This window comes from Exiguobacterium sp. OS-77, assembly GCF_000414195.2.
GTDB lineage: Bacteria > Bacillota > Bacilli > Exiguobacteriales > Exiguobacteriaceae > Exiguobacterium_A > Exiguobacterium_A indicum.
The window spans coordinates 2,639,417-2,652,417 of sequence record NZ_DF239008.1 but is presented as its reverse complement, the minus strand read 5'-3'; the positions used below and the strand labels follow the sequence as shown (position 1 = coordinate 2,652,417).

At 44.8% G+C, this 13,001-nt stretch carries 11 protein-coding genes; 6 read left to right on the top strand and 5 right to left on the bottom strand.

The features are described 5' to 3' along the window. Positions 1 to 37: 37 nt before the first annotated feature. Entirely contained in the window at positions 38 to 1,165 is a 1,128-nt protein-coding gene (locus EXG77_RS13615) for an ABC transporter ATP-binding protein (protein ID WP_035398927.1), read from the top strand. Further along, complete coding sequence (locus EXG77_RS13610; RefSeq protein WP_023467129.1) at positions 1,162 to 2,745, top strand: glycine betaine ABC transporter substrate-binding protein; 1,584 nt, start codon at positions 1,162 to 1,164, stop codon at positions 2,743 to 2,745. The genes EXG77_RS13615 and EXG77_RS13610 overlap by 4 nt, the downstream gene beginning before the upstream one ends. A gap of 145 nt (positions 2,746 to 2,890) precedes the next feature. Here EXG77_RS13610 and EXG77_RS13605 read toward each other — a convergent pair whose 3' ends face one another. Together EXG77_RS13605 and EXG77_RS13600 are read right to left on the bottom strand one after the other, a co-directional pair. Continuing rightward, the gene (locus EXG77_RS13605) at positions 2,891 to 3,076 is read right to left on the bottom strand and encodes a hypothetical protein (protein ID WP_023467130.1); all 186 of its coding nucleotides are present in this window, start codon (positions 3,074 to 3,076) and stop codon (positions 2,891 to 2,893) included. A gap of 111 nt (positions 3,077 to 3,187) precedes the next feature. After that, on the bottom strand, positions 3,188 to 3,727 hold the full coding sequence (locus EXG77_RS13600) for a gamma carbonic anhydrase family protein (protein ID WP_023467131.1): 540 nt from the start codon (positions 3,725 to 3,727) through the stop codon (positions 3,188 to 3,190). Positions 3,728 to 3,851: 124 nt separating this feature from the next. On the opposite strand from EXG77_RS13600, the gene ade reads away from it, so the two are divergent. Together ade and EXG77_RS13590 are read left to right on the top strand one after the other, a co-directional pair. Continuing rightward, entirely contained in the window at positions 3,852 to 5,585 is a 1,734-nt protein-coding gene (gene ade, locus EXG77_RS13595; protein ID WP_035398925.1) for an adenine deaminase, read from the top strand. A 262-nt stretch (positions 5,586 to 5,847) separates the two neighbouring features. Beyond that, positions 5,848 to 6,105: a hypothetical protein gene (locus tag EXG77_RS13590; RefSeq protein ID WP_023467133.1), complete on the top strand. Its 258-nt coding sequence runs from the start codon at positions 5,848 to 5,850 to the stop codon at positions 6,103 to 6,105. Between the two features lie 116 nt (positions 6,106 to 6,221). Here the strand turns inward: EXG77_RS13590 and EXG77_RS13585 are convergent, their stop codons facing one another. Continuing rightward, the gene (locus EXG77_RS13585) at positions 6,222 to 7,856 is read right to left on the bottom strand and encodes a peptide ABC transporter substrate-binding protein (protein WP_023467134.1); all 1,635 of its coding nucleotides are present in this window, start codon (positions 7,854 to 7,856) and stop codon (positions 6,222 to 6,224) included. A gap of 109 nt (positions 7,857 to 7,965) precedes the next feature. Then, a complete protein-coding gene (locus EXG77_RS13580) occupies positions 7,966 to 8,649 on the bottom strand; it encodes an MgtC/SapB family protein (RefSeq protein ID WP_023467135.1) in 684 nt (227 codons plus the stop codon). Between the two features lie 111 nt (positions 8,650 to 8,760). Here EXG77_RS13580 and EXG77_RS13575 point away from each other — a divergent pair, with 111 nt between their 5' ends. Continuing rightward, positions 8,761 to 10,158, top strand: a complete 1,398-nt coding sequence (locus EXG77_RS13575; RefSeq protein WP_200864055.1) for a basic amino acid/polyamine antiporter — start codon at positions 8,761 to 8,763, stop codon at positions 10,156 to 10,158. Between the two features lie 57 nt (positions 10,159 to 10,215). Here EXG77_RS13575 and EXG77_RS13570 read toward each other — a convergent pair whose 3' ends face one another. Continuing rightward, positions 10,216 to 12,243 carry an EAL domain-containing protein gene (locus tag EXG77_RS13570; protein ID WP_035398922.1) on the bottom strand — a complete coding sequence of 676 codons (2,028 nt, stop codon included), beginning with the start codon at positions 12,241 to 12,243 and terminating at the stop codon, positions 10,216 to 10,218. 186 nt (positions 12,244 to 12,429) lie between these two features. Here EXG77_RS13570 and EXG77_RS13565 point away from each other — a divergent pair. Continuing rightward, positions 12,430 to 13,001: aminotransferase class III-fold pyridoxal phosphate-dependent enzyme (locus EXG77_RS13565; protein WP_035398921.1), on the top strand; the 572-nt coding region annotated here is incomplete at its 3' end.

The following is a 13,001-nucleotide window of genomic DNA, read 5'->3' as shown; positions in this document are numbered from 1 at the left end:
CATAATATATGGAAATAGTAAAAAGGAGTGAGAAGGAATGATCGAATTCAAAAACGTCGGTAAGCAGTTTAAGGACAATGTCGTCTTGAAAGGCTTATCGCTCGAGATTCAAAAGGGTGAACTCGTTGTCTTCATCGGACCAAGTGGTTGTGGGAAGACGACATCACTTAAGATGATCAATCGATTGATTGAACCTTCTTCAGGTACGATTTTAGTCAACGGGAAGGACATCATGAAGACGGATACGATTGAATTAAGACGTCATATGGGATATGTCATCCAGCAAACCGGCTTGTTCCCCCACATGACGGTCCGGGAAAACATTCAATTGATTGCGGGGCTTGAGGGGAAAGATCACGATGAAATGGATCAACGGACAGAACAATTGTTGACGATGGTCGGGCTTGATCCAAAGCAATTCATCGATCGTTATCCGAGCGAACTCAGTGGTGGACAACAACAGCGTGTCGGTTTCGCACGAGCTTTAATGAATGATCCTGATGTCATTTTGATGGATGAGCCGTTCAGTGCACTCGATCCCGTTACCCGTAACGATCTACAGGAAGAACTTTTTAACTTGCAAGAAGAAGTGAAGAAGACGATCGTTTTCGTCACCCATGATATGGATGAAGCGATCAAGTTAGCGGATCGGATATGTATCATGCGTGATGGGGAAATCGTCCAGTTCGATACTCCAGAAGAAATCTTGCGTCATCCAAAAGATGAATATGTCGAATCGTTCATCGGAAAAAATAAAATCTGGAGTAGTCCAGAATTCATCAAGGCAGAAGATATCATGATCGAGGACCCAGTTTCAATCAGTGGCAAACGGACGTTGTTGCAGGGAATTGAAATCATGCGTGGACGCAAAGTCGACAGCCTGTTGATCACCGATCGTGACCGTGTCTTACAAGGGCTGATTAAGTTGAAGAACATCCAGACGATTCCGGATAAGAGCCAACGGATCGAAGAAGTGATGGAGGGCGAAATCATCGCTGTCAATGAACACGATTCATTACTCGATGTTCTTGAAGTCATGAATCAGGAAGAGACTGGTTATCTACCAGTAACGGATGTAACAGGAAAACTCAGAGGGTTGATCACACGTAGTAGCTTACTTTCCGTCTTGAGTGAGCAATTCATTCATGAGGAGGAAGTCCAATGAGCGGATTCTTTGATTATGTAAAAAATAATACCGATCAGATCGGTGATTTATTGCTAGAGCACTTACAGCTGACGGTCTTTGCCGTCGTCATCGCGGTCGTTCTCGGGATTCCGATCGGGATTCTGATCACCCGTTACCAAAAGTTCGCGAAGCCTGTCCTTGCGCTGACGAGCGTCGTGCAAGCTGTTCCGAGTCTTGCTTTACTCGGTTTCTTGATTCCGTTCATTGGTATCGGGTCGACACCAGCGATCATCATGGTCGTGCTTTATTCACTCTTGCCAATCGTTAAAAATACGTACACGGGTCTGTCGAGCATTCCAGGGGACACGCTCGAAGCAGCTAAAGGAATTGGTTTAACGGATCGACAAATCCTCAGTAAGGTTCAGATTCCACTTGCCTTGCCGATCATGATGGCAGGGATTCGAATTTCAGCCGTTACAGCTGTTGGTTTGATGACGATCTCAGCATTCATCGGTGCCGGTGGTCTTGGTTACCTCGTCTTCTCGGGTATTCAAACAGTTGATAATAACCAGATTCTCGCCGGAGCAATTCCAGCCGGTATTTTAGCTCTTGTCATCGACTTCGTCGTCAGTCGGATTGAATACTCCGTGGCGCCAAATGGGATTCCTCTTGCAGATGGTCGAATCAAGAATAAGGCACGGAAGCGTCGCAAGGCGATGCCAGCTGGACGCAAGATCGCGATCGCAAGTATCGTTTTCATATTAATTGGTGGATCGGTCGCTTACTCTTTCCTTAAGGACGATAAGATCGTCATCGGATCGAAGAACTTTACAGAACAATTGATTCTCGGAAATATGTTAGCGGATTTAATCGAAGATAAAACGGATTTAGAAGTCGAACGTCAATTAAACCTCGGAGGGACGAAAGTCGCTTACGGGGCGCTTGAAAAAGGGGAAATCGACGCGTATGTCGAGTACACAGGTACTTTGTTGATCGACGTGCTCAAGCAAGACGTCGAGACGGATCCGGAAACGGTCTATGCAAAAGTCGGGAAGATGATTCCGGAAAAAAGTCAGGTCGACGTCCTGGATCCAATCGGTTTCAACAATACGTATGCCCTTGCCATGACGAAAGAAGATATCGAAAAATATGACTTGAAGACGGTATCAGATATGTCAAAAGTCAGTGATCGTTTGATTCTCGGATCAACAATCGAATTCGCGAACCGGGAAGATGGTTATCTTGGTTTGAAGAAAAAGTATCCAGATATGAAATTCCAAGATGTACAACCAGTCGATGGAGGACTCCGTTATACAGCACTGACAAATGGTCGAACGAACGTCATCGATAGCTTCTCAACAGATGGTTTGTTACAAAAATTCGATTTAACAGTGCTAGAAGACGATAAAAAGTTCTTCCCACCATACTATGCGGTACCGCTTGTTCGTCAAGAAACACTTGAAGAACATCCGGAGCTGAAAAAAGTCCTCAACACGTTAAAAGATAAAATTACGGATGAGAAGATGCAAGAATTGAATTACAAAGCAGATGTCGAGAAACAGCGCCCTGAAAAAGTCGCGCGTGATTTCTTGATCGAAGAAGGATTAATTTCAAAATAAACAGATAGAGCCGAGGCGGGAATCCGCTTCGGCTCTTTTGGTATGCGCGCTGACGCGCTATATCGTTTTGGAAAATACGTAATCAAGTGATTAAATTATTTTTTGATGCGACTAGCGAGCCAAGCGCGAACAGTGCGTTGCTGAATCATACACGTTCTTCCTCTCGGTTTAATGTTCCAAGGCGGTGCTCGGCATCTTTAACGATACGTGTTTGAATCTCGACTGTCAACCAATCCGTTTCCGATTCGGGTAACGTCGGCAAACCGTAACTTGGGTTATTCGTAGATGAAAACAAATCAGACATGATGCGTTCTTCGTATACTGGAATCATATAAAATCCCCTCTCTGTGTCTTGATTCATCTCTTACACCTCTAGTGTACGAAAGAATTGTAAAGACGGAAGAGGGGAGGTATTAAGAACCTGTGAACTTTGTAAACGTTCTCACAAACTTGTCATATCCTCTGTGATAGCTTCAAAACTGTCAGCATACTGCTGACCTCGTTTCACGTATTTTCGGACTGTTCGTTCCATGATGAATCGATCATGGTCACTGATATCCCGGACGATTTTTGCAGGAACACCCATGACCATCGCGCCGGCAGGTACCTTCATTTTTGGCGGAACAAGGCTTCCGGCAGCAACGAATGCTCCTTCTCCGATTTCGGCTTCATCGAGGATCGTCGCCGACATTCCGATTAACGCTCCTTTTCGAATGATTCCGCCGTGAATCATCGCCATATGACCAATCGTCACTTCATCTTCAATGATAGTCGGATACCCTTCATACTGATGAATCATCGAACCGTCTTGGATGTTGACGCGTTCCCCGATGTGAATCGGACCTTCATCTCCGCGTATGACCGTATTGAACCAGACAGATGAGTCTTTTCCGATCGTGACCTCTCCGATGACTTTAGATCCGTCCGCTAAATAAACGGATGGATCGATGTTTGGAACAAGTGAACCGACACGATATTTCATGCGTTTTTCCCCCTCAGACATTAAATCGATACTCTTTCATCTTGACGTTACAAAAAATAAATTGCAACAGCTTCCAAACTAATTGTAAGATGGTAAAAATACGCTTACAACAGGAGGAGACAGGATGGAACAAACAGTGCGTGAACGATTGATCGCGATTGCTGCCAAAAAAGAGAAAGCAGCCGTCGTCTATCAGAATATTTCAGTCATTGATGTCATGACACGTGAGACATATACAGCAGATGTAGCGATTGATTCAGGTTATATTGCTGCTGTCGGAGAGGGGTATGACGGAATCGAGAATCGTTCGGGAGAAAGACTTTTCATCGCACCAAGTTTCGTCGATGCCCATGTCCATATTGAATCATCGATGGTGCCGCCAAGTGAGTATGAGCAAGCGATTCTACCGTTAGGTGTCACGACGATTATCGCCGATCCGCATGAGATTGCGAATGTCAAAGGAGCAGAAGGATTATCCTTTATGCTAGACGATGCTGAAGGTCTCGCGCTTGATGTCCGTATGATGTTACCGAGCTGCGTACCGGCGACTTCGTTTGAACACGCGGGAGCATCACTTGATGCGGCGGCACTTGCACCATTCGTCAATCATCCTGGTGTCCATGGTTTGGGAGAAGTCATGGATTATCCAGCGGTCGAACGAGCCGATCGCGATATGCTCCAAAAAATTAAACAGATCGAAGACGCAGGAAAACTGGTCGATGGTCATGCTGCGGGACTTGGACCACGCGAAATTAACATTTATGGTGTCGCCGGAATTCGAACGGATCATGAATCTGTCAGTAAAGAAGATGCGCTTGCCCGAGCGCGTCGTGGTCTGTATGTCGAAGTGCGGGAAGGATCAGCTGCCCGAAACTTGAAGGAAGTACTCGATGCTGTGACGGAAAGCAACGCGAGCCGTTTCCTCTTCTGTACGGACGATAAACATTTGGATGATACATTACGCGAAGGTACGATCGACTATAATATCCGCTATGCGATTCGTCATGGAATTAAACGCGAAACAGCGTATGCGATGGCATCGTTGCATGCGACGAATGCCTATCGTCTGGACGATCGTGGAGCTATCGTGCCGGGACGCCGGGCGGACTTCGTCTTGTTATCCGATGCTGATAACGTCGTGATTGACGAGGTTTATATTAAAGGTGAGTGTGTCGCACGAGCAGGAAAAACGACCCGAACAGTACGACGCGCGCATGTTCCAGAATCGTTACGAGGTGCATTGAATACAAAACCGATTACACCAGAAGTATTTGCCCTTCCACTTGAATCATCACGGGCGCATGTGATCGGAGTCATTCCGAAAAGCATCGTCACGGAACATCTGGTTCTCGACGTTCCGCTTCAAGACGGACATTTCGTGCCTGTACCGGAGCAGGATCTCTTAAAGATTGCTGTCATTGAACGGCATCACGGCACATCCTTCTCGGCAGCCGGGATCGTCAAAGGTTTCAAGATGAAACGCGGAGCGATTGCGGCGACTGTTGCCCATGATTCGCACAACCTCGTCATCGTTGGCGCATCAGACGAAGAGATGCAACTCGCTGCGGAACGTCTCGTCCAAGCGGGTGGGGGAGTCATTGCCGTCAATGGGCAAGAGGTACTTGCTGAGTTACCGCTTGAAATCGCTGGACTGATGACGAATCGTCCCTTCCAAGAAGTTGGAGATACACTCGAAGCATTGAATGATGCCCTCGATGTATTAGAGGCGGATCGTTCCTTTAATCCCTATTTGACGATGTCATTCCTTTGCTTACCGGTCATTCCGGAATTAAAGCTGACCGACAGTGGATTATTCGATGTGAAACACTTCCAGCATATTTCAGTACAAGCAGACTGATGTCCGTCGCGAGTCTGAGTCTCTTTCCGGGACTCAGACCGTTTTGTGTTAGGAATAGATGATCTAAAATCAAAGAAAGGAACTTTACAAAACGGCTAAAATTCCTTGATGAAACTTAATAGTTTGGATGTTGAATCATTTTGGAAAGCTTGTTATAGTAAGGTCTATATCATTTGTGAGAAATCTCACTTTCTATGAAACTTTTATCTAAAAGGTTCGTAGAAAACAGTAGGACAACAAGGTTAGAAAGGAGATCATCATTATGGATAAGACATATTTTGAAGGGCACGAAGCTTTGATTGCGGATGTCTATCGTTCATTTACGCGTCAGTTCCATGCGTTACCAACACATCGACGAACAAAACGTCAGTTGCGAAATCTTGCATTCTCCGTCATTCGTCAAGCTCGACCAACGTATGAGGAACGCACCGTTCTTTATGCTTACTTCGCTGAATTCTTCCGAGCAGTTGAGGAAGGACAGGATGAAGAGATTGCTTTTTATAAACAAATCGCACAGTAAAGACCCCCGATGGCTCCGTCAGAAGGGGTCTTTGTTGTTTTCTGAGAACCGCGTTGGAAAATAAAAAAACAAGTAGGGAACGAGATCCGCTACTTGTTCATCAATATTCTAAAGGGTTATTTTAATTCCATCCATTTAAAGCTCATATCGGCACCGAATGGGTGACGGTATAATTTATCAATGTTTGTCCGTTGCAAGTAAGCTTCACCTTTTTGGTAGATCGGCGCAATCGCGTAGTCATCTGTTAGCAAGATTTTTTCAGCTTCTTGCATATCAGACCAACGCTTCGCTTCATCGGCTTGTTGTTTCGCTCCTTTGATGAGATCATCGAACTTTTTGTTCGAGTATTCCATCCGGTTGAAGCTTCCGCCTGTCAACCACATGTCGAGGAACGTCATTGGATCCTGATAGTCAGGTCCCCATCCAGCTGCAGAGATGTCATAATCACCCTTCGATTCGAGATCGAGGAAGTTTTTGAATGGTTGTTGTTTGATATTGATCGTCAAACCAGGAAGATGTTTCTCTAGGTCACCTTTTAAGTACTCAGAGACTTTCTTGAAAGCATCTTCATCCCGTGAGAGCATGCTGAGTTCAACTGTTTTGACACCAAGTTCCTTCAAACCAGCATCCCAAGCTTTTTTCGCTGCATCTGCATCGTAGCTTTGAAGATCCGGATACTTCGTACGGAAGTCTTCGCCATCTGGTGTAAATGTGAAATCCTTCGCAACGATAAAGTTCGCTGGTTTTGATCCATCGTTTAGGATGACATCGGTAATCCCTTGCTTCTCAAAACCGAGTGCAAGTGCTTTACGAATGTTTTTGTTTTTCAATGCTTTATTCTTTTGGTTAAAGCGAAGGAAGTTGATCCGAGCATCTGGACGAGTCTTGTAATCCTCTGATTTTTCGTACTGTGAGACGAACTCCGATGTAATCGGTGCAAAATCGACTTCTTTTGATTCAAAGAGGTTGACGCCAGTCGAAATCTCTTTGACGACTTTAACGTTAATTTGATCCATCTTGACGCTTGCTTTATCCCAGTAATCCGGATTTTTCTTATATGTCCACCCAGCGTTCGCTTGCCACTTATCGAGTACGAAAGGTCCGTTGAAGACCATTGTATCAACACTTGTCGCAAACTTATCGCCTTTATCTTCGACGAATGATTGCTTTAATGGTAAGTACGTTGGGAAACTCGTTAAGCCAAGGAAGTAAGGAGCAGGAGCTTCGAGTTGTACTTCAAGTGTTTGGTCATCGACTTTCTTGACACCGAGTTCATCGAGTTCAGCGTCTCCAGCCATGATTTTATTGGCGTTTTTCAAATCTTGTAAAATGTACGCGTATTCTGCTGCTGTCTTTGGATCAAGTGCACGTTTCCAAGCATAAATGAAATCATCTGCTGTGACAGCTGATCCATCTGACCATTTCGCATCTTTACGCAATTTGAACGTGTATGTTTTTTTATCGTCTGATACTTCGACACTTTCTGCGATTCCAGGTGTTGGCTTATTATCGCCGTCAAGACGATAGAGTCCTTCAAAGACGTTGTTCGTAACAATGATGGAAGTCGAGTCCGTCGTTTTCGTCGGATCGAGCTGAGGTACATCTGTCGTCGAAACGAGCGTGACTTCCTTTTTCTTATTTTTCGAATCCGAGCCGCTTGCATTCTCATCATTTCCTTGCCCGCATGCAGCGACAGCAAGTAGTGCAATGCTGGATAGTCCAGCAAAAGCAATTTTCGATGGTTTATTCATGGAACGATGACCCCCCGAGAGTTAGTTTTAAATATTTCAGAAAAATGTGAACATATTGTTAATTTAAGTGAAAGTGATTAAAAATGCAACATAAATTTTCAGATAATTCTTACTGATCAAGGTCTATATCCTTAATTCCAAGTGATTTTAAATAGTCATAAAGTAGGAATAGGGTCAGCGAATGAGGGGAATACATCCGTAATGTTAATCGAATTGGATTTCCTCGCATGCGTATATTCGTAATCCGAACACCTTTTTGTTCAAGGGCGAAGATGATGTCGGATGGATCAAGATCGGCGGGAAGAAGTAAATGTGCGACGAGGACGTTCGCTTCAAATCGACTATTGTTGATGTGACGCATCACCCAAGTCAGACCTTCTAATAGGAAAAAGAGAAAGAGAACGAGAAAAATCGATTCCCAAATGAATCCGGCACCGACAGCAATCCCAATCCCACTTGCACTCCATATAATGGCGGCAGTTGTTAGTCCGCTGACGATATCATGTGGTCGTCGTAAGATGACACCAGCTCCGATGAATCCGATTCCGGTAATGATTTGCGCGACAAGGCGCATCGGATCCATCTGGACATGAGTCGCCATATCGTGATAGAGCAGGACGGATTTTATAGAGACAATGGTTAAAAGACAGCTGATGAGGGTAATTACGAGGCTAGTGCGTATACCGACCGGTTTATTTTTAATTTCACGCTCGAATCCGATGAAAATTCCAAGTGTAGCAGCCAATAGGAGTTTTAGAAGGTCTTCGAGCTGAAATACATGAATCCAGTTCATTCGTCTCAAATCCTTTCTTTACTTTAGAAGGTGATTTGTTATAATGACTTTTGTGTCTTTCGAATGAATATACGTAAGATGTAATAGATATACGGAAAAAGGAAGTGTCTCATCATGAATCAGCAAAAAATCGGCTTCTTTGCGCTCGCGGCAATGGTCATCGGGTCCATGGTCGGTGGAGGAGCTTTTAACCTCCCTGGTGCAATGGCCCAAAGTGCAAGTGCAGGACCTATCCTCATCGGATGGAGTATAACGGGGATCGGAATGATCATGCTCGCGTTAGTATTCCAGCATCTCGCCAATAGTAAACCAGAGCTCGAAGGCGGCATTTATGCCTATGCGCGTGAAGGATTTGGACGTTTTGTCGGCTTTAACAGTGCGTGGGGATACTGGGTATCGGCGTGGATTGGAACGGTTGCGAATATCACGCTCGTGTTTAATGCGATTAGTTATTTCTTCCCGATTTTCGCAGCAGAAAATCGAATATTCCTCCTTTTGATGAGTGTGGTCGTCATTTGGGGATTGTTCTGGCTCGTCTCAAGCGGAATCAAGGAAGCGACACTCGTCAATTTGATTACGACGATTGCAAAGCTCGTTCCGATTTTGATTTTCATCCTTTTAGTAGGAATTGCCTTTAATATCAAAACGTTTAATTTAGATATTTGGGGAAAGGGAACAGAACTCGGTTCGATCTTCGATCAGGTAAAAGGAACGATGCTCGTCACGCTTTGGGCGTTCGTTGGTATTGAAGGGGCAGTCGTCTTGTCGAGTCGTGCTAAAAATCGAAGTGATGTCGGAAAAGCGACGGTAACAGGACTCGTTGGAGTGTTAGTCATCTATATCTTGATTTCTGTTCTATCACTCGGAGTGCTTAGTCAAGAACAACTAGCTGGATTAAAAGAACCGACGATGGCGTATGTATTAGAAGCAGCGATTGGACCAATCGGTGCGACGATCATCATGATCGGTTTGATTATTTCACTATCTGGCGCACTTCTCGGATGGACGATTCTCGCATCAGAAATATCGTATCTTGTGGCGAAAGACGGTGCGTTTCCGAAAGCATTCGCAAAAACGAATCGAAAAGGAGCTCCAGTCGGTGCGCTGTTGATTACACAGATCGCGACACAAGTCGTCGCAGGAATCGCGCTTTTCTCAGCGCAAACCTATCTTGTCTTATCGAGTATCGCCGGGATTTGTGCGTTATTACCGTACCTATTATCAGCGTTGTATAGCATTCGGACATCGCGCGAAGAACGCAATCAGAAAATGTTACTTTTCTCTGTCATCGCATCAGCGTATTCGATTTGGCTCGTCTATGCGTCGGGTATCTGGTACATCGTCATCGCGGCATTAGTCTATGCTCCAGGGATTCTCGCGTACGCGTTAGCAGAGCGAGAACAGCAACGGACGGGCATGTCACGTTATGAGTGGATTGCTAGTATGATCCTCGTTGTCTTAGCAGGAGTAGCCGTTTACGGAATGGTTGTAGGAGAAATTCAGTTGTAAGAAATGATATGCAAAAGAAGTCACGGTGATTGTTATCCACCGTGACTTCTTTTTTGATTAAGGTGCTAAGAATCGTTTTTCGATATCCTGTACAGATAGAGGTTCAGAGAAAATAAACCCTTGCATATGCTGACACGATGTTGTTTTTAGATAATCTAACGCGTGTTCTGTCTCAACACCTTCAGCGACAAGATTCAACTCTAAGTTGTGACCAAGTTGAATGATGGAATCCAGCAAGGCATGGTCATTTTTCGCCAGACCATCAATGAATACTTTATCAATTTTTAATTCGTCGATTGGAAAAGCACTGAGATACTGTAAAGAAGAATAACCGGTACCGAAATCATCGATCGATAAACGGAAGCCGAACGACTTGATGAGGTGCATACGTTCGACCGTTCGTTGCGTCTGTAAAATCGCAATATTCTCTGTCATCTCCAGCGTAACGGAAGATGGTGAAACGAGTCGCTCCGTTACGATATGTTGCAACGTTCGAATAAAAGAGTCACTTTGGAACTGATGCGGTGAAATATTGATTGCCATCGTCAGTTCAGGATTAATCGTCTGTTGCCACTTCGCGAGCTGTTCACATGCTTCAATGATGACCCAGTTGTTGATTGGTGTGATCAGTGAAGCTTCTTCAGCGAGTGGGATGAATTCATCTGGTGGAATACTCCCGAGTGCCGTGTGATTCCAGCGTAATAACGCTTCGAAGCCTTTAACGGCTTGTGTCTGAATTTCAATGACTGGTTGATAAGCAAGATATAGGGATTGATCTTCGAGTGCCGTGAAGAGGGAACGTTCGAGTTGGATTTTCCGTGTGAACTGTGTGTCCATCTCGTGTGTTAAGTACTGAATCGTTCCGGTACCAATTGATTTTCCTGCATATAGAGCAGTTTCAGAGCGGCGGTATAAATCTTCCAGTGTTTTTGCTTCCGACGGATAGACGGTGATCCCGAATGTACAAGAAACGATGAGTGAATGACCGTTAATGTAATAAGGACGCTGCAGTGCTTGTTGTAACTTTCGAGCATACTGAAAAAGTAGATTGCTCGACGGTGCAGGTAACAAGACACCAAACAGATCACTCGTCGGATGAAAAGCAAGTACATCTGTCGTATGTTGCAAAAGACGCGTTGCCATTGCTTGAAGAAGTTGATCGCCGACATGTGTTCCAAACGAATCGTTGATGACTTTGAAACGATCGATATCGAACAAAATGAGTGCAACGGGATCATGTGATCCAGCAGAGCGGAATAAGGATTCTCCTTCGCGTAAAAATCCACGTTTATTCAATAAATGCGTCATCTCATGATGATGCACTAAAAAATCAAGTTCTTCTTCAAGCGCAGTTGTTTCCGTGATGTCGTTGCCGATGAACAGGTGCTGAAAACGAACGCCGTTCGCATCATAAATTGGAATCAATGTCGCTTGGAGATGTTTTCGTTCGCCCGTTTGCGAAGTGAGGCTAAGGCGACCAGACCAGGCTTTTCGTTCACGAAGTTGTGCACGAATCTCCGAAACGACGGGACTGGATGGGTCTAAGATGAGCGACCATGGTTGGTTGAGAAGCATCTCAGAACAATATCCTGTCACATCGATGAGTTGATCATTCGCGTACGTGATCGTTCCTCGTGCATCGAAGACAGCGACAGAAGCAATCTGATCGAATGCATAGCGCAAATCCATCAATCCTTGGAAGAGTGGTTTCATGTTCGTTTGTTGCTCAGCTGAAGGGATACAGCAAGCAAAAGCGGCAATAACGGTTCCTGTATCATCAAGTAAAGGAGACAGAAGGAGAGTTGATGTTACAGAAGTGCCCGTCTTATGCAATAAGGAGGCATTCGGTAATTGGACCGATTGACGGCGTTCCAAGAAGGCACGCCAAATCTGATGACTGAATGCCATGTCTTCCTGTTCAAGAAGTGGAACAGTCTGATCCACGACTTCTTGTTGTGTCCAGCCCCACTGGCTTTCGGCTAGTTCATTCCAAGAACGGATGGTCAAATCAGTATTCAGGATGAAAGCGGGTAAAGGGAATTCTTGAATGACGACTTCATAGGAATCAATGGTCGAACGATCCATTACGTGCGCACGCTCCTTTATGATGAAAAGAGATGACGGTTCACTTGTCTTGTCTTTTCCCAATATATTCAATTCTTACGCATCGTAATCCTCTAGGTTATACATTTTTTAGATGAAGATTATACAAGAAAATCTGCTATAATGATTTTGAAAGCGTTTTCTAAAGAGCTATAAGGGGGAATCTCGATGAATCAAACAGAGAAAATCATTCAACAGACAGAACAGTTCGGAGCACATAACTACCATCCACTCCCGATCGTCATTTCAGAAGCAGAGGGTGTCTTCGTAACGGATCCGGAAGGACGTCGTTATATGGATATGTTGAGCGCTTACTCAGCTGTCAACCAAGGGCATCGTCATCCGAAAATCATCGAGGCTCTAAAACGACAGGCGGATAAGATCACGTTGACGTCACGCGCCTTCCACAATGATCAACTGGGCTTTTTCTATGAAAAAGTAGCACAACTGACGGGTAAAGACATGGTATTACCGATGAATACAGGTGCGGAAGCTGTTGAGACAGCAGTAAAAGCAGCACGACGCTGGGCATATGAAGTCAAACAAATCCCAGGTGATGCTGAAATCATCGTTTGTGAAGGAAACTTCCATGGTCGGACGATGACAGCCGTCTCAATGTCAACGGAAGCAGAATACCAACGGGGATTTGGACCGCTTCTTCCTGGAATCAAGACAATTCCATACGGCGATCTTGAGGCATTAAAACAGGCGATCACTGAGAATACAGCGGCATTCATCTT